This window comes from Paenibacillus sp. plas6 (assembly GCF_057221655.1).
Window position 1 is genome coordinate 3,599,365 of sequence record NZ_CM170151.1, and the last position, 16,921, is coordinate 3,616,285.

Annotated in this window: 16 protein-coding genes; 8 read left to right on the forward strand and 8 right to left on the reverse strand. The window is 39.1% G+C overall.

The window, feature by feature from the left end; all coding sequences use genetic code 11:
• Nucleotides 1–131 precede the first annotated feature (131 nt).
• From AC2TDL_RS15815 to AC2TDL_RS15840, 6 genes are all read left to right on the forward strand, one after another.
• Complete coding sequence (locus tag AC2TDL_RS15815) at nt 132–1,025, forward strand: 5'-3' exonuclease (RefSeq protein WP_484697033.1); 894 nt, start codon at nt 132–134, stop codon at nt 1,023–1,025.
• Nucleotides 1,026–1,199: 174 nt separating this feature from the next.
• Nucleotides 1,200–1,658: a chemotaxis protein CheX gene (locus AC2TDL_RS15820; RefSeq protein ID WP_484697034.1), complete on the forward strand. Its 459-nt coding sequence runs from the start codon at nt 1,200–1,202 to the stop codon at nt 1,656–1,658.
• A 140-nt stretch (nt 1,659–1,798) separates the two neighbouring features.
• Nucleotides 1,799–2,578: an SDR family NAD(P)-dependent oxidoreductase gene (locus tag AC2TDL_RS15825; RefSeq protein WP_484701223.1), complete on the forward strand. Its 780-nt coding sequence runs from the start codon at nt 1,799–1,801 to the stop codon at nt 2,576–2,578.
• A gap of 30 nt (nt 2,579–2,608) precedes the next feature.
• Nucleotides 2,609–4,087 (forward strand): DEAD/DEAH box helicase, encoded by a 1,479-nt coding sequence (locus AC2TDL_RS15830; RefSeq protein ID WP_484697035.1) that lies wholly within the window; start codon nt 2,609–2,611, stop codon nt 4,085–4,087.
• 12 nt (nt 4,088–4,099) lie between these two features.
• Nucleotides 4,100–4,864 (forward strand): ABC transporter ATP-binding protein, encoded by a 765-nt coding sequence (locus AC2TDL_RS15835; protein WP_484697036.1) that lies wholly within the window; start codon nt 4,100–4,102, stop codon nt 4,862–4,864.
• Nucleotides 4,864–6,108 (forward strand): ABC transporter permease, encoded by a 1,245-nt coding sequence (locus AC2TDL_RS15840; RefSeq protein WP_484697037.1) that lies wholly within the window; start codon nt 4,864–4,866, stop codon nt 6,106–6,108. Before AC2TDL_RS15835 ends, AC2TDL_RS15840 begins: the two co-directional genes overlap by 1 nt.
• Before the next feature lie 119 nt (nt 6,109–6,227).
• On the opposite strand, the gene AC2TDL_RS15845 is transcribed toward AC2TDL_RS15840, so the two are convergent.
• The gene (locus AC2TDL_RS15845; RefSeq protein WP_484701226.1) at nt 6,228–7,535 is read right to left on the reverse strand and encodes an aminotransferase class I/II-fold pyridoxal phosphate-dependent enzyme; all 1,308 of its coding nucleotides are present in this window, start codon (nt 7,533–7,535) and stop codon (nt 6,228–6,230) included.
• 312 nt (nt 7,536–7,847) lie between these two features.
• Here AC2TDL_RS15845 and AC2TDL_RS15850 point away from each other — a divergent pair, with 312 nt between their 5' ends.
• On the forward strand, nt 7,848–8,633 hold the full coding sequence (locus AC2TDL_RS15850; protein WP_484697038.1) for a helix-turn-helix domain-containing protein: 786 nt from the start codon (nt 7,848–7,850) through the stop codon (nt 8,631–8,633).
• 103 nt (nt 8,634–8,736) lie between these two features.
• Here the strand turns inward: AC2TDL_RS15850 and AC2TDL_RS15855 are convergent, their stop codons facing one another.
• The 7 genes from AC2TDL_RS15855 to AC2TDL_RS15885 all read right to left on the reverse strand — a co-directional run bounded on the left by AC2TDL_RS15855 (nt 8,737) and on the right by AC2TDL_RS15885 (nt 16,340).
• On the reverse strand, nt 8,737–9,522 hold the full coding sequence (locus tag AC2TDL_RS15855) for a phosphatidylserine decarboxylase (protein WP_484697039.1): 786 nt from the start codon (nt 9,520–9,522) through the stop codon (nt 8,737–8,739).
• Nucleotides 9,523–9,655: 133 nt separating this feature from the next.
• Nucleotides 9,656–10,759, reverse strand: coding sequence for a YheC/YheD family endospore coat-associated protein (locus AC2TDL_RS15860; protein ID WP_484697040.1), 1,104 nt, complete (start codon nt 10,757–10,759; stop codon nt 9,656–9,658).
• Nucleotides 10,719–11,210 (reverse strand): GNAT family N-acetyltransferase, encoded by a 492-nt coding sequence (locus tag AC2TDL_RS15865; protein ID WP_484697041.1) that lies wholly within the window; start codon nt 11,208–11,210, stop codon nt 10,719–10,721. Before AC2TDL_RS15865 ends, AC2TDL_RS15860 begins: the two co-directional genes overlap by 41 nt.
• A 31-nt stretch (nt 11,211–11,241) precedes the next feature.
• Nucleotides 11,242–12,381 carry a YheC/YheD family endospore coat-associated protein gene (locus AC2TDL_RS15870; RefSeq protein ID WP_484697042.1) on the reverse strand — a complete coding sequence of 380 codons (1,140 nt, stop codon included), beginning with the start codon at nt 12,379–12,381 and terminating at the stop codon, nt 11,242–11,244.
• Entirely contained in the window at nt 12,378–13,754 is a 1,377-nt protein-coding gene (locus AC2TDL_RS15875; RefSeq protein WP_484697043.1) for a YheC/YheD family endospore coat-associated protein, read from the reverse strand. Before AC2TDL_RS15875 ends, AC2TDL_RS15870 begins: the two co-directional genes overlap by 4 nt.
• 59 nt (nt 13,755–13,813) lie before the next feature.
• On the reverse strand, nt 13,814–14,947 hold the full coding sequence (locus AC2TDL_RS15880) for a YheC/YheD family endospore coat-associated protein (RefSeq protein WP_484697044.1): 1,134 nt from the start codon (nt 14,945–14,947) through the stop codon (nt 13,814–13,816).
• Nucleotides 14,913–16,340, reverse strand: a complete 1,428-nt coding sequence (locus tag AC2TDL_RS15885) for a YheC/YheD family endospore coat-associated protein (RefSeq protein ID WP_484697045.1) — start codon at nt 16,338–16,340, stop codon at nt 14,913–14,915. The genes AC2TDL_RS15880 and AC2TDL_RS15885 overlap by 35 nt, the downstream gene beginning before the upstream one ends.
• A gap of 167 nt (nt 16,341–16,507) precedes the next feature.
• Between AC2TDL_RS15885 and AC2TDL_RS15890 the strand changes: the two genes are divergently transcribed.
• Nucleotides 16,508–16,822, forward strand: a complete 315-nt coding sequence (locus tag AC2TDL_RS15890) for a hypothetical protein (protein WP_484697046.1) — start codon at nt 16,508–16,510, stop codon at nt 16,820–16,822.
• Nucleotides 16,823–16,921 lie beyond the last annotated feature (99 nt).

Here is a 16,921-nt window from a genome sequence, read left to right on the forward strand (position 1 = left end):
AAGAGATGCCTTTGGCAAGCTAAGGGAAGATTATGATAGAATAGCGTTAGTGGAAAAAGAAGCTTGACTGTTTGGGGATTTTGCAGCGCTTTTAACAGTTTTGAAATAAAGCTAAGATGGGAGAATAGAAAATGAGCGACAAACGTCGATATTTACTAGTGGACGGGATGGCGATATTATTTCGCGCATATTTTGCCACTTCCTTTACAGGGAAAATTAGAAGGACCAGCAGCGGTATACCTGTAAATGGTGTGCATGGCTTTGTTCGTTACTTTGTTGATGCGATATCTACTTATAAGCCAACCCATGTAATTTGCTGCTGGGATATGGGCTCCAGCACTTTCCGTACTGAGCAATATGCAGACTATAAAGGCAATCGACCTGAGGCGCCTGAGGACTTGGTTCCACAATTTGATCTTGTGAAAGAAGTTGTTAGCAGCTTTGGTGTGCCGAATGTAGGAGTTGTTGGATACGAAGCTGATGATTGCATGGGAACATTGGCAGCACAGCTTGGCAAGCAGGATGAGGTTATCATTGTCACTGGGGATCATGATATGCTGCAGCTAGTCGATAAGCAAGTATATGTGGCAATTATGAAAAAAGGAATCGGCAACTATCAGTTATATACATTAGAAAGCTTATTTGAAGAACGAGGCTTAACACCGGCGCAGATTATAGATGTTAAAGGATTAATGGGGGACACCGCAGATAACTACCCTGGCGTAAAAGGCATTGGCGAGAAAACCGCATACAAGCTTATTCAACAATTTGGATCTATCGATGGACTTTTGCAAAATTTAGATCAGCTTTCACCAACGATCAAAAAGAAAATTGAAGATAATTTAGAGATGCTTCATTTATCGCGTAAGCTTGCCACCATTTATTGTGAGGCGCCAATTGCAGAGTTAGATGAAGAGAGCTGCAGATTATGTGTTAATAGGGAGAAAGTACTTAACAAATTTACTGAATTAGAGTTCGGAAGTTTGAGTAAACTAGTCGATAGTTTGCATGCTACAGCAGTATAAGTTGTTTTATGGAATAGTTAGTAATGTGATTCAAGGACTAAGTTCATAAAATGTTAATAGTTTAATATAACCAAAGTAATAAATTACTAAAAAAATAGTATACTTGGCCTAACCAATATTGTATAATACAAGTTATAAGGTGTCGAACGTTGAATTTACAGAGGGAGGTCAAGTATGAAGGCTGAATACATTAATCCATTCTTAGAATCCGCACAAACTGTTATCGAGCAGGTCATACAAATTCGTCCCTCGAAAGGGAATGTATCTATTAAGGATATTAAATTAGTCGAGGAAAGTCTATGGATTCATATTGGTGTGAATGGCCAAATGAATGGAAATGTGATTTTCGGATTAAAAGAGGATGTAGCATTGAAAATTATCTCAGCAATGATGGGGGGATATGCTGTATCTGAGCTTGATGAAATGGGAAAAAGCGCAATTTCAGAATTAAGTAATATGATTAGCGGCAATGCTAGTACGATCTTGTTTAATCAAGGGATGTCGGTAGATATTACACCGCCACGTATAGTTGAAATGGCACAAGCGGCTGGCTTTGAAAATTCAAAAGCAATAACAGTACCGCTAATTATGGATACTATTGGTACATTAGATATTCAAGTTATCGTATCTTAATAGAAATGCACTTAAAGCTCCTGCGGGAGCTTTTTTCATAGTAGAGATTAACTGCTGCCTGGCGAACATTCGGCTAGAATGGTGCTTGTAGCAGTTTTTTTTGCTTCTCGACGAGGAATGAAGTACACTGTTGAAGGGTGATGCTATTGTTATCAAATAAAGTTATCCTTATCACTGGGGCATCAAGCGGTATAGGCGCTTTATTAGCGATTGAAGCTGCAAAGCAGGGAGCAATCCCAGTATTAACGGGAAGAAATGAGCAAAAGCTGAAGCAAATTGTTCACAAAATTGAGGGGACTGCCTCTTATTATGTAATGGATGTAGCGGATGCCAAGCAAATCGAAGCTGTTGTACAGCAGGCTGTAAATACATACGGGAGAATTGATATACTTATTAATAATGCAGGATTTGGACTTTTTTCACATATTGATGAACTTAGCTTAACACAATTTGAGAAAATGATGGATACGAATTTCATGGGGGTTGTTCGCTGTACGAAAGCTGTCCTGCCAATCATGAAAGCAAATGGTGAAGGGCATATTGTAAATGTAGCATCTATGGCAGGGATGATCGGATCAGCAAAATCGACGGCTTATTCAGCGACAAAACATGCCGTGCTTGGCTTTACAAACTCGCTGCGTATGGAGCTTAGAGGAAGTAACATTGCTGTCTCATCCGTTAATCCAGGACCGATTGCTACTGGATTTTTTAATATTGCGGATCCGACAGGCAATTACGTACGTAATATAAGTTGGTTTATGATGAAGCCGGAATATGTTGTTCGCAAGATAATACGTTTGCTGCATACGAGACGTGCAGAGCTGAATCTTCCTTTACTTGCGGCAATAGGAATAAAATTGTACAACTTATGTCCTAGATTTATTGATAAATTGGCCGGAAAATGGTTGAATAAAAAATAGTTATTTAAAACGAAAAGGAATGAAAGCAGAATGTCTAAACCTACATGGTCGGAGTTAGGAATTAATGAGCAATTAATAAAAACTTTGCTTGAGCAAGGAATTCAAGAACCTACAGAAGTACAGCAGCAAGCAATCGTTAAGCTGTTGGCTGGAACGGATATTGCTGTGAAATCTCATACAGGCAGTGGAAAAACGTTGGCTTTCTTATTGCCAGTGTTGCAAAATATCGATTCAACTGATAAACATGTACAAGCTGTTGTACTCGCTCCAACTCAGGAGCTGGCAATGCAAATTGTGCGTGTTGCTGAAACCTATGCTGCTCCGCTAGGAATTAAAGTACAGCAATTAATCGGCGGGGCTGCAGTGAAGAGACAAATAGAAAAACTTAAACTTAACCCACAGCTTGTAATTGGTACGCCTGGTCGCATGAACGAGCTAGTCAAGTTAAAGAAGCTTAAGCTTCATGCTGTAAAGTATTTAATTATTGACGAGGCAGACCAAACTTTTGAGCTAGGTAATCCTGCAGATATTGAAAATTTATTATTCTCGATTAATAAAAAGCGGATTACTGCATTTTTCTCTGCAACGTATCCGTCAACAATGGCACGTTATGAAGGTCGCTGGATGAAGCAGCCTCAAAAACTTGATCTCTCAGGAGAGCAAAAGGTTGCTGACACGATAGAACATTATTATGTTGTTTGTGATAAGCGCTCAAAGCTGGAATATACACGTCGTATATTACGAACAGTAGATGCTAGTCCTGCCCTGCTGTTTATTAACGATACGAATCAAATTGCCAACTGGGAAGCAAAGTTGAAATATGAAGGCTTCAAAATTGAAGCATTATATGGAGATGCTGACAAACAGCGACGTGCCAATACTCTTTCTGCGTTTCGTGAAGGTAAACTGGAAGCAATTATATCTACAGACGTAGCTGCACGCGGGATTGATATTATTGATCTTCCTTTAGTCATTCAAATCGAGCCAGCAATCGATGCCGATCATTATGTGCATCGTGCAGGTCGTACTGGTCGTATGGGTAGGCAAGGCTTAGTTATTTCAATTATTTCACCGCAAGAAAGATTTATTATAGAAAAATTTGCAAAGCAGCTTGGTATTGAAATTGAAGAGCGCAGGTTGTTTAGAGGAAAATTATTAACAGAAGAGCAAATCTCTGAGGCGGTTAAATATATTCCTAATGAAGCCAAGGGAATGAAATCGAAGGTAAGCAGTTCTTCTCAAACAACAACTGCTGCAAAGGACAAGCTATCAACTGCGAAAAGTGTAAATAAGAATGATAACAGGCCTTCCAGCAAATCCGCTAATCGGGTTGAATCTGGACAAAAAGTTAAGGCAGATTCCGCTTCTTACAAGCAAGCGGGCAGTGTGAAAAATGATAAAAATAAGAAGACTTCACCACCGAAGAAGGCTTCGGCTATCAAAAAACAAAACAGCAAAAATAAAGGTGCACCTAAATGGTTGAAGGAAAAGTGGCAGCAAAAGGAGTAGAGAGGTGGCGTTATGAAAACAGTACTGCGTGTTGAACATTTAAGTGGAGGATATAGTCCTAATCGCTCGATTATTCATGAACTGAATTTTGAAATTAAAGCAGGGGAAATGATTGGTTTAATCGGCGTAAATGGTGCAGGAAAGAGTACGACGATTAAGCATATTTTAGGATTAATGACACCTCATCAAGGTCGAATTGAAATTAATGGGTTAACATTAAAAGATGATGTGGAGCGTTATCGCAGCGGTTACACCTATGTTCCAGAAACACCAATACTGTTTGAGGAGTTAACTGTCGAGGAGCACTTACGCTTAACTGCGATGGCGTATGGCGTTCCACAGCAGCAATATGAGGAACAATCAGAACAACTGTTGGAACGTTTTCATATGACAAAAAAGCGCAAAGCTCTAACTGCCCATCTTTCCAAAGGAATGAAGCAGAAGGTAATGATTATGAGTGCTCTACTGGCAAAACCTTCTCTTTTTATAATTGATGAACCATTTTTAGGTCTTGATCCGCTTGCAATCCGTTCGCTGCTGCAGGAGTTAGTGGAAGTTAAGAAAAACGGCTCAGCTATCTTAATGAGCTCACATATCCTTGCCACGATTGAGCATTATTGTGATCGTTTTATTATGCTAAATCAAGGCAGAATAGTAGCGCAAGGTACGCTTGAGCAGATGTTGCAGCAAGCTAGTGATAATGTGCAAAATCAAAATAAAGCAATAAACGATCTAGAGGAAGCCTTCTATGCTTTGCTTAATGGAGGAGAGACTTAATGGCAGAGCAAAGCGTTATTGTTGAATTATGGCATACAAGAAAACGAAACTTTATAAAGGAAATCATTCCTTATATCCGCTATATGGCACAAAGTGGGTTTCCTGCTTTTTTGGCGTTAGTCGGCATAATGAGCATCATTCAATATGTCTCACTAATTAATAATGTTCCGCCTAGTTTGCCGATTGCTTGGATAGGTGCTATTGTATTGACACCGTTTCTGGCATATAGCCCATTGCGTACTTATTTAAAACATCCAGATCTCGTCTTTTTGATGCCAGCTGAAGGTCAGCTAATGCCTTATCTTAAGCTATCGCTTAAGCGCTCATTGCGAAATAGTCTATTGTTTCTAGCGGCGATTGTCCTCATCTTTTGGCCGCTCTATCGACAAAGTGAGGGATACATCGGTATATGGTTTGCAGTCGTTCTGTTATTACTTAAACCGTTAAATGTATATTTTGCTTGGCAGGAACGTTGCTTAAATTGGAATATAACGCGGGTGTACACACGTATGCTGCGTTGGTTGCTAATGTTTATTGTTGTATTATCATGGCTTAAGCATCGCTCCTTAGCGATTGAAATCATATTGACGATAAGCGTTGTTGGCTTGCTTTCAGTTATCTATAAGCGTTTAGGGAAATTTGCTTTTCCTTGGCAACGTTTAATTGATGAAGAGAAAGCAACACTTCGTCGCCTGTTTTCGTTCTTTAATTGGTTTATTGATGTTCAAGGTGGTCCGCCGACTGTAAAAACACGGCGCTATTTGTCTTGGCTTATAAAATTAATTGGCTATTCGCAAACAAACACATTTAGTTATTTGCATTTAATAACATTTGTTCGTACAGAGATTGGCGGAATTAGTATTCGCCTGCTTTTCCTTGGCGGGTTAGTTAATTATTTAGCGGCTTCTGCCCGAGGTCTAGAGGGCTGGGGAGTAGTTGTTTCCTATGTTATTTTTGCGCTTTTACTCTCCTTTCAAATTAGTACGTTGCGAAAAACTCATCGTCACGCAATTTGGCGAGATATTTTTCCATTGCAAATCCAACATCAACATAAACAAATGATTAGGATTGAACGGTTTCTTAATTATATCTTGCTAATATTGCTACTGCTGCCAACAATTCCGATGTGGCGAGACGGCACGGCTCAATTATTGACGATGCTAGCTTTTTTAGCGATTTATCCATTATGGCGAGGAAGAATGCTTGCAACCCGCTTAAAAAAGGAATATGAGGATGATTTATAGGTTTTTATATACACAAAAAGGATTCTCTTTTAATATTTTTTGTGTACAGCTGAGTAAAAAAAGGAGCTTCCGGTAGAAAGTAACTGGAAGCTCCTTTTTATAATTCAATAATTTATTGATTAAGCTTGGTTGCTTACTGTTTTTACAGCTTCATAAATAGAGTCAAACAGCTCCTCTAGTTGATCAGCTTCAATGCAGGAGAAAGCAACTCGCAAGTCAGTTTCACCAAGTGCAATTGTACCGATGCCATAATGCTCCAACAGATGTAGACGAACCGCATCAGCAGAAACATTTTTAAGCTTCAGACACATAAAGTAACCAGAGTTGAAAGGATAGTAAGGTAATGTATCTCCGTAACGGCCGCTATCCAATAGCTCTTTTACAATGTTAGCGCGTTTCTTCATTATTTCAAACTTTTCAGCTTTTTGCGCCTCAAATTCAGGAGATTTTAGCGCATGTAGCACGAACGTTTGTGAAGGATGAGGACCACTAGAAATCGTTGAACGAATGATCCCAAGAGTTTTTTGCTCAAGCGCAGCTAATGTTGCACTTGAAGGCGAAGCATACGTAATAAATCCAACCCGGAATCCCCATACATATTCCTCTTTCGTAGCTCCATCGACCTTAATTGCAAGCACATTTGAATGCAAATCTGCAAGCTTACTGAATAAGGATTCCTTCATGGAGTCTTCAAAAAATAATCCAAAGTATGCATCATCCGTAACAGCAACAACTTTGATGCCTTGCTCGGCTGCTTCTTTAATTGCCGCTACAATCGCTTCACCATCTTGTACGCTTGGTGTAAAGCCAGTTGGATTGTTCGGGAAGTTTAGGATAACAATCGCTTTACCGATTTCTTTTTGGGCAAGCAAAGCTTGCTTTAATCCCTCGCTGTTAAAACGAAGTTCATCATTATATAATGGGTATTCTACAATTTTTGCATTGCGGCGAATCCCGAAAGTAAGTTCATAGTTTTCCCAGTTTTTATCTGGAATGATGACAGGGTCACCAACCTCAGCGAATAAGTCTGCAACGATGCTAAGACCATGTGTTAACGCATTTGTAACGATAGGATTACTAAACTGTGACTTAATAGTTGCAAGTGAAGGATTATCCTTCAGCATCTTTTCGCGCCAAGCGCTGCGTAGCTCTGGCTTACCTGCTGGTGGTGCATATTCATAGATGTCTTTAGGATTGTAAGCACTAAGCGTGTTTTGAATTACATCAAGATGCATCGGAACGCCATTTTCAGTTGCAATCCCAATTGTCGCATTGTATTTTTTTGCTTTAGCTTTTGCTTCAGCCGATTGGCTTAGAATCCCTTCCTTTGGAAAATAAATGTTTTTTCCAAGATTAGACAACATGTCGTAGACAGCAGGACTTTCTTGCTGTAGCGTCTCATTTAATTGTTGAGCTAATGGGTTCATGGATTTCATTCCATCCTTCCGAAAATCAATCATAATTAATAGGTTAGTGCAGTCGCCCATAATTATACCATTAATCGCTTCGCCATACTATTGAATAATTAAATAATTTTCTTTTTTGACTTATTATTTGTAGTTTGTAGTTTTTTTCTGTTGAACCTTTACACAGATTAATTATAATGGAGTATATGGGGACATTTTTTTTTGTACAATTTGTATACTTGATTTTGGGATTTAATACAATGTTAATTAAGACGACATGTCGTGATAATTTATCTGCGATAGATTTTTAGATAGTTTGAGGAGGGTTCATCAATGCTTGATATTTCGCCAGATAAGCTGATATTAAAGCCTGCATTTGCAAAGATTGTTTGTGAACCAGGTTGGAGATGGGCAAGACGTGAAAAGCCGATGCCAAACTTTGATTTATTTTATGTATGGAGCGGTGAAGGCGATGTCGAGGTTAATGGCGTGCATCATGAGGTAGGCCCAGGAAGCTGTTTTTTATTTCGCCCGGGTGATTTTACAAGCGCTACGCATAATCCGCAAAAACCGCTTGTGTTGACTTATATTCATTTTGCTACAGAAGAGCCAGTGGAAGTGATTCCTAAACGTTATCGTGTACTACAAGATACTGTTGATTTTGAGTTCTTATTGTCTCGTTATGTTCGTTTATTTTTAATTCAAACCTATGCTGCTGAAGAGGAAGCAAAGCTTGTGCTTAAGCAAATTATGATTCATTTGCTTCGTGCAGATTTTCAAACCCCAACTGAAAAGAAAGCAAGCAATCAGTTAACCGAAGCAATACATGAGGTAGCGAATTTTATTAGACAAAATCCAAGCGTACAGCATCGAGTCGAGGACTTAGCGATGCGCGCTCAGCTTTCACCGCGTTATTTCTCAATGAAATTCCGAGAGGTATTAGGCGTTTCAGTTCAGACTTATATGATTCAAACACGTATTAATCGGGCACAATATCTTCTGACACATGCAGGTATGAATGTAACTGAGGTTGCTGATGCTCTAGGATATCGTGATATTTTCTTCTTCAGCCGACAATTTAAACAGTATACAGGGAAAAACCCATCTGAAATTCGCTGATATGAAATTCACTGGTAGAAATAAAGCAGCAATGGCATGCACTTAATAAGATAAGATAAGTTAAGTGATGCGCTATTGCTGCTCTTTATTTTTAAATATTTATTTAGGAAGTAAAAACCCCTAGCGCCTGTCCTACACGGACTTTTGTACCAGGCTTGAGATTTTCATTTGGTTGAAAGCTATTGCTTTCTGTAAGCAAGACCACGGTGGAACCGAAGGCAAAGTAAGCTAGCTCCTCGCCGCGTTCAAGTTGAATTTTGCTAGTATTTACGTATTTAATGCTGCTTACATTCAAAGCTCCAACTTTTACTGCAGCAATAACATGTTTTTTATATTGAATATACGTGATTAAACGTTCGTTACGACTAAGCACTAATTTCATATGTTTTAAACCAAAAGTGTTAACAGGATAGACTTTACCAGGCAAATGTACCTTATGTATGATCTTTCCTTCAACTGGTGCGTGAATTCGGTGATAATCTGTAGGACTTAAATAAAGTACGAAATAATGACCATGCTGATATGCTTTACTTCGCTGTTCATCGGCAAGCAGATCGGCTATAGAGTAATCTTGACCTTTAACATTAAGGATGGTTCCGTCTTGGATTGCCCCACAGCTTGCGATAACCGCATCAACAGGCGATACCATTGCATTTTCAGCTTTATCAATTTGACGCATATTAGGCTTTAGGCGTCGTGTAAAAAATTCATTTAAGGTTCGATATTGATTAACTGGTTTTTCTGCTTCATCAACATTAATTTTATAGCTGTTTATAAACGTAGGGATGAAATAGCGACTTAATGGTGTTTGAGCGAAGGCTCCAGTCAGCTTAGAAATCCACTTACGCGAGCTAAGCTCCGTCATGGATCGAAGTAGCCAGAGTTTCATTAATGTTCTCCCTTTCTAAAAATAACTTAAGACGTACTAGCATAAGTCTGCCATATCTGTAGCTTCTTTTCAATAAAAAAAGCCAGCTAGCTCGGATATGCTTGGAGCTGTGCCGACTTATCTTTTTTTAGTTTTATGGAGAGCGATTTACCAAATACTTCGCATACTCGATTGGTCTGCGAATAGCTTGCAGATATCGTTCATGGTCACCAATTTCACGAAAAACCTCGCGAGATGGTTTTGGATTTAATTCAATAATCCATATTTTACCTTGTCGATCGATTGCAATATCAATTGCAATTTCACAAAGCGTATAATTGTTATGCTCAAGGTAGTTGGCAATATTAAGTGATAATGTATTAATTTCCTCTTGTACTTGGGCAAGATTAACATTAGGAGATACAAACTGTTCGATAAGCTGTTGCATGGCTACTGCAGAACCGCCGCCGTGCAGGTTTGCAGTAATACTGCGTTCAGCTCCAATTCTGCCAGCTCCTCCTGTAACGCTCCATTGACCATAACCATCTTTTTGCACAAGGATACGATAATCATGTACTCTGCCATTCTCCAAAGTTAGCGGAATTCCTTGTTGAATTAAATAAGAGGCAGAATGGACATTCCATTTATTCATAAATGAACGAATTGCAGAGACTGATAACATGCGTGGATTAATGATCCTTCGGTTATGATTACGTCCTTCAATCTTAACAGTTAGTGGTGATTTTTTTTCGATGCGGAGAATTCCTCGTCCTCCAGTGCCATTCACGGGTTTTACGTATACAATAGGATACTGCTTTAGCATTTTTAATAAATCAGCGTGCTGAGTATATTGAATTGTATAAGGAAGGTATGGTTTAATATACGGCGATTCATTTAATTTCTGATATATTATCCATTTATTTCCAAATTTGTGATTCAAATATTGAATATGAGGAAAACGTTCTTTAAATTTACGTAGTTCTTTCATACGAAATGTCTTTTGGATTCTGGAGCGATCGAACACAAGCTGCGGAATTGGCAGCCATTTTCGAAGCCAGCGTTTGCTTTTTATATCAAATACATGGGCTCTTATCATTTGATCAGCATAATTGATATCCTCTGTTGCAGGAGTGAAAACAACTATGGAAATATCTAGCTTAGCTGCCTCAATTGTCATCTGCTCATATATTTTACGTTCCTCGAGCAAACCTTGATTGTTAAGATATAGTGTTAGTATTCCTAATTGCTGTCGAGGCATGAACGGGTCTCCTTTCAAATCGAAGCGTAGTTTTTCCAGTAGGCCCTTTAAACATTGCAACGGCATGGAGTTGATTTTTAAAGCACATTGCTAAGCTAGCAACGTTGTCAATAGCAACCTGACAGGAAAAGTTGGGAGAGGCTTCAATTAAAGCCTCCATGATTTTGCTGCCAACTCCTCTACCTCGTGCATCAGAGTGTACGACAACAATACAGTGACCACTTCCGTCAGCGATTGTGTAGCCAACGCCGAGTAATGCACCTTGTTCTGTATAGGTATAGACAACAGCAGGAGGGAGCTCCTCCACCTGCGGATTAAGCTGTTCATTGGCTAGAGCACGCAGACTATGAAGTGCAGCTAATGTAATTCGTTTTTCTCCATAGCGAGTAATAAAGTTTAAGATTCGTGCTCTTTGTTTGTTCCATGCTTGTGAAGTAAGCCGACGAAGCATGAGCATCCACCTCCAACTCAATACCACTTATCTATGAATTGATCAGGTAGTGGCTATATTGAAAAATTCGTTGCAGCGACTTTTGTCTAATATGCGGCTCATCAAATTTCATTGGCTTGGAATTTGCCTCGAAAAACCAAATATCTCCTTTTTTATCTACTCCTATATCCATAGACATTTCACCTAGACGATATTTGGATTGCTTTTCGATTTGTGTGGCAATCGTCACCGCTGCTTTAGAAGCTTTTTCTACTATAGTATGAGACTCTTTTGAGCTGAATGCGTAGGAGAGTAATTTAATCGGATCATCAATTCGTCCGCCTCTAGGCACATGTGTTGTAATACTTGTACCGCCTGCAACTCTTGCTCCTAGTCCTGTTAATTCCCACTCGCCATTACTATTTTTTTGGATTAGCGCTCGTAGGTCAAATTTATGGGAACGATAGGTCGCAAGCGTAATTCCTTGTTGCACAATATAAGGATTATTATCCATTTCTTCGCTAATTCTTGCCCATAGCTTTTTGAAGTTAACGCAATTGTAGGTTATCGAGCTTTGCTTTTCTTGTATATTTAAGCGATAAGGCAGTGAGCTATTGGGCTTATAAGAGACGGTCATAATGCCTTTACCTGCTTTACCGCTTTCGGGCTTCAAATATAAAAAATGATGATCATTAAGCATTTTTTCTAAAACCTTAGCGCTGCTTAATCGTTGTGTTTTTGGCAAAAAAACTTTAGTCGTTGATGACGCCTTGAGCCATTTGAATAATTGCCATTTATTAAAAAAATACGGATTAAACATCGTAATGCGAGAGTCACTTTGACAAGCAGCAAGCTTTCTCCGAACTTTTCGTGTTCGCTCGATTTCGCGATTAGGAATACGGTTATAAATAATATCTGGAAGTGGCATTGCACGCCGTCTCCAGCTTTTTGAAGGTCTATGATAAACATAGCCTAGCTGATGTGGTTGATTTAGTAATAGATTTTCTACAGGCAAAACATATACAGTAAATCCCGCCTGTGTACCGGTATTAATAAGATCGATAAAGTTATTACGATTCCCTCTAATTTTTCCTTTTTCATCCAAAGAGGTTAAAATCGCAAACACTTTATCTTTACTTTTTGTTGCCGCCACTTCAGATGCAGTTAACTGCTCCATTGTTGCTCCGCTCATGAAACACTACCTCCTTGAAAACGACTAAGATATAGACAATGGTCAAGTAAATAGTTTAATGAGCGTTTACCTTCATTTTTTAATTCAGGATGCTTAAAGATGGAGCGACCTGGTTTAGCATTTGCTTCAAACATCCAAACCTTACCGTCTTTGTCAATACCAATGTCGAGGCCAAGCTCTCCTAGCAGATAAGGATAATTACGCTCAATTGCCTCTGAGAGCATTATTGAAATAGCCTTTGCTTGCTCTAGTATCACTTCTGCTCGATGACCAAAAGCATGACTTAACGCTTGCTCAGGAGTTAACAATGTTCCACCATTCTTCATATGAGTAGTAACACTGCCTCGGCCTGCCTTCTTGGCGCCAATGCCAACAGGCTGCCATCGATTGTTTCCATCTTTGTGCATATGAAAACGAAAGTCTACAGGACACTTATCAATTTCGATAAGCCGAATACCTTGCTGTGCGACATAATTTTTCAATCCTGATCCATGTTTTATAGCTAATGTTCGATAAAGTTTGTCAAAACTTTGAAATTTTAGAAGAGAGTTCGTTCCATTATTGCGGTAGCGCACAAAATATCCTTTTTGTGGAAGGTGAGTAATGCGATATATGCCATATCCTAAGCTTCCAGTGCTAGGTTTAAAGTAAATGAAAGAATATTTTTTTAACAACTCTTTCATTTGCTCAGGAGAGGGATTTGGGATCGATTCAGGGATATGTGCTAGTGCATTTAGGTCGTTTTTTAACAGTTGATAAACATCAGCTTTGTTGAGAAAACTCCAATTGAAAATCGGTATTCCTTCGGCAACAAAGCGCTCGCGTAGCTTTGTCATTTCCTCGCCAATTTCTGCGCGACGATTAGGCAAGCGATTATAGATTACGTCTGGGAAAGCAACAACTCGTCGATACCAGCCTCCTTGCGAGTTAAGAAAATAGCCGTTAATCGTTTTGTTATGCCAGTTAATATCATGAGGTGTAAAACCGAACGTATATGCTTTGTTATGACCAGCTTTAATCACCTGCTTAACGAGAGACGAGCGAGAGCTAAATGGAGAGCTTTCTCCAGTATGATAACTATCGGTTAATACACCGATCAGCGGTCCTAATTGAATCTCATTATTTCCATGGTTGAACAGATGAATGGTTCCGCTGGAAGGAACTTTTATATGATTACGAATACCCATCGGCAAATATAGATGGTTTCCTTGTCGTTTCGAAGTTTTTAGTGTAGCTGTTATTTTTTCTTGGCCTAGACGTATATGAATTGGTCTACTCGTAGTAAGATTTAGCTCATGAATAAGATGTGTAGAAGCAAATACTACTTGATTTGGCTGCTGTAAGAAGTGGATATTACAAGTAATAAGACTCATCGTGTACCTCCTGATAAATAAGAGCGATAGGTTGTAATGTCCCCGTCGCCTGTTTTTTTCTATATTACTTTTTGCTTTAGTGTTTGGCTTTGCTGCAAATATAAGGCATACTGCAATGGTCGTTCATGTGCTAGTAAGGTCAGCTCATTTCCAGTAAGACTAAATGCCTGTCGTCCAGGCTTGCTATTACATTCTAGTAACCAAATGCTTCCCTGCGGAGTGATGCCAAAATCTAGTGCAAGCTCGCCAAAACGGCCAAAATGACCTTCAATTTCTGTAACTGTTTGCCCACTTATCATATGGATTTGTTGCAGTAAACGTTCGGCTTTATAGCTGCCCATTTTTGCTGTGAGTAAAGGTAGTGGATGACTAGCCTCACCACCACCATGAAGATTGGAGGTTAGTCCTTGGCTAAAGCCTATTCTTGCAATGCTTCCTGTAAGCTGCCATTGACCACTTTGATCTTTTTGCATGAGCACGCGTATATCAAATGGCTTTCCATCCTCACCTGTAAGCTCAAGATATGGTTGAATGAGATAGTTCATATCTTTTTTGAAACGATATAGCCATTTCAGAAGGTTTATTTCGTTACAAAATTCAATGCGAAAGCTTTCATTATGCATATTTCGCCCTCGTACCTCATATTGCTCTAGTACAAGGTTGTGATGGATATGAACGATCCCTCTGCCCTGCATACCTGATGTCGGCTTAAGCACAATTCCTTGCGGATAGAGCTTGAGCCATTTCGAGATACAGGAAAGTGATTGGAGAGATTCAGTATAAGGGAGATAAGGGATTAGCCCTTCTACTGAATTTAATGCTTCATAGACGAGTAATTTATTTGGTAGATTATTATTTATCGTTAAATACGGTTTTTTATTTTTAAGCTCCATGAGCATACGCTCACAGCTTAGCTTTTGCTTAGTGCTCGTAAAAAAGCAACGATCATAAATGACATCAGGCAATGAAACCGTTTCTCTTTGCCACTGGTCACCATGCAAACGATAGCCAAATAGTTTTTGTCCACTCCATTCACTGCTGGAGAATACAAAGAGATCGATATTATAAAGTGGAGCAAGTTTAGCCAATTGTGTATAGAACCTTGGCTCTTGCAATCCACGATAATTTTCTCCATAGCCATTATTTAATTTTTCGATTTTAGCGACGAGAATGCCTAATTTTAGATTCATCATTAGGACGTCTCCCTTCTTGGAAGCCGGTTAAATACTTGGTATATGCCAGTAGCATACGCACAGAGGGTCTAATTTTTCGTTTGTTCGTTGAAGTGCTACTTATTTTAGAAGGCTTTGAGTTAACCTCAAGCAACCAAACCTTCCCTTGTACATCAACAGCTAAATCAATCCCAAGCTCAGCAAAATGCTCATCTAGTTGTTCGCCTATCGCAGTAGCTATTTGAATAGCGGCAGTTTTTAAAGTTTGAAAAAGTTCTTTATGATTAATTTGTTCATCTAAATTAGTTTTTGGTAAGGTAGCCATTACTGAATTTATTGAGCCTCCCTTGGCAATGTTGGCCACGAATTGGTCATTGCCTGCTGTGCGGGCAACAATAGACGTGATGCTCCATTGTCCCTGTCCGTTTTTTTGCACAAGTGCGCGAAAATCAACAGGTCTTTTGCCGTTTTGAATAAGAAACAATCCCTGTTGTAACTGGTATTTTTGTTTTCGCAGCTTTGTACGAAGCCCAGCATAAAGAGACTTTAGCGAACTGAATTTATAGATTTGTGCTGAGTTGTTTGCTCGCTCTAACCCATAATAGCCATTAGACAGCGTTGTAACTCGATAAATACCACGCCCCATGCTGCCATGAATCGGCTTAATGTAAACAACTGAATGCATATTAAGCATTTCCTCCAGTTGCTTAAAGTCTGTAAAAAGCTGAGAGTCAGGCAATAGATTAGAAAGTAAGGGGTGTTCCTCTAATAGTTCAAAAACTTCATGTTTGTCAAGGAAGCGTTCATTAAAAAGAGCTATATTGTAAAAATGGGCTGTTTCGTGAATTAATTTTTGTACGATTGCTTGTTTTTCTGCTTTACGTGAAGGAAGACGATTATAGATGACCTCAGCTAATGGCAAATAGACTTTGCGCCACTCTTCATCTAATACCCAGCCAGAAATTAAGGTGCCGTGTCTTTTAAGTGCTTCTGGTGTAAAAAAATAGACAAATGCGCCTTGCTGATTACATATTTCTGCTAATTCATAGCAAAAGGAGCTAATCGAGCCAAATGGTTTTTCGGCATCATCTGGGGTTTCTTTATTAATCAGAACTGCAAGCAAAGGACCGAGTTTTAATCTTACATTGGCTTTATCGTAATGAAGTGCTAACTTTAACTCCAATTTTGTTAATGGAATTGCAAGCTGTTGGGCAAGACGTGAATGCATAGTCAGTTCTGATTTGTCAGATGATGGGATAATTTTAATTGTTTGCTTATATATGCCAAATTGCAGGCTAATATGCTGTGCTTGCGGTATTTCAAGCTTCTTCATCACATCCTCACCTAACAAGATGGTGTCAGGTTGGATCGATTGAACGACATGGATGGGGACAATAGGTTCAGATTTCAGCATACTTGAGCTCCTTTCGGCACAGCTCCGTAATAAAAAAGAGCATTGAATGCTGTATCATATGTAAGGCTTGCAAAGTTGGTGAAACAGTTTAAAGACATAAGCGGATTGTATCTAGCATAGTCTATAAATAATTAAAAACTTGTACATAAATGGGAGGACGGATGATAATGAAGCGTAAAATATTGCCATTTATTAATTTGGGATTAGCAGTCGTTATGTTATTTTTTGCTTTGCCAAAGTTAGGTGCTTCAACTGAACCGTTTGCTAATGCATTTTGGATAATATGGACTGCATTTGCGGCTTTAGCGATTGCTGCTAACGGAAATATTATTTTAATGAGTGAAGAAAAGCGTCAAAGATTATTGGAGATTAAACGTCATCGTGCGCTTCGCTTTGAGCGCAAATTAGCGAATATCGGCTCTAAGACAACCGCGAAGCGAAATAAGCAAAGTGCAAAAGAAAGAGTTAATGAAAGCGCCTAGAGATTGGTACAAGTTATGCCGACATAAACTTATTAATACGATATGCAAAGCTAAAGCGTCTGAGAGCAATCTTAGACGTTTTTTCTTTATATCCCTTTC

Coding starts and splice junctions, on each gene's coding strand:
- AC2TDL_RS15815 (WP_484697033.1), top strand. CDS start 132: ATGAGCGACAAACGTCGATATTTACTAGTGGACGGGATGGCGATATTA.
- AC2TDL_RS15820 (WP_484697034.1), top strand. CDS start 1,200: ATGAAGGCTGAATACATTAATCCATTCTTAGAATCCGCACAAACTGTT.
- AC2TDL_RS15825 (WP_484701223.1), top strand. CDS start 1,799: ATGCTATTGTTATCAAATAAAGTTATCCTTATCACTGGGGCATCAAGC.
- AC2TDL_RS15830 (WP_484697035.1), top strand. CDS start 2,609: ATGTCTAAACCTACATGGTCGGAGTTAGGAATTAATGAGCAATTAATA.
- AC2TDL_RS15835 (WP_484697036.1), top strand. CDS start 4,100: ATGAAAACAGTACTGCGTGTTGAACATTTAAGTGGAGGATATAGTCCT.
- AC2TDL_RS15840 (WP_484697037.1), top strand. CDS start 4,864: ATGGCAGAGCAAAGCGTTATTGTTGAATTATGGCATACAAGAAAACGA.
- AC2TDL_RS15845 (WP_484701226.1), bottom strand. CDS start 7,535: ATGAACCCATTAGCTCAACAATTAAATGAGACGCTACAGCAAGAAAGT.
- AC2TDL_RS15850 (WP_484697038.1), top strand. CDS start 7,848: ATGCTTGATATTTCGCCAGATAAGCTGATATTAAAGCCTGCATTTGCA.
- AC2TDL_RS15855 (WP_484697039.1), bottom strand. CDS start 9,522: ATGAAACTCTGGCTACTTCGATCCATGACGGAGCTTAGCTCGCGTAAG.
- AC2TDL_RS15860 (WP_484697040.1), bottom strand. CDS start 10,759: ATGCCTCGACAGCAATTAGGAATACTAACACTATATCTTAACAATCAA.
- AC2TDL_RS15865 (WP_484697041.1), bottom strand. CDS start 11,210: ATGCTTCGTCGGCTTACTTCACAAGCATGGAACAAACAAAGAGCACGA.
- AC2TDL_RS15870 (WP_484697042.1), bottom strand. CDS start 12,381: ATGAGCGGAGCAACAATGGAGCAGTTAACTGCATCTGAAGTGGCGGCA.
- AC2TDL_RS15875 (WP_484697043.1), bottom strand. CDS start 13,754: ATGAGTCTTATTACTTGTAATATCCACTTCTTACAGCAGCCAAATCAA.
- AC2TDL_RS15880 (WP_484697044.1), bottom strand. CDS start 14,947: ATGATGAATCTAAAATTAGGCATTCTCGTCGCTAAAATCGAAAAATTA.
- AC2TDL_RS15885 (WP_484697045.1), bottom strand. CDS start 16,340: ATGCTGAAATCTGAACCTATTGTCCCCATCCATGTCGTTCAATCGATC.
- AC2TDL_RS15890 (WP_484697046.1), top strand. CDS start 16,508: ATGAAGCGTAAAATATTGCCATTTATTAATTTGGGATTAGCAGTCGTT.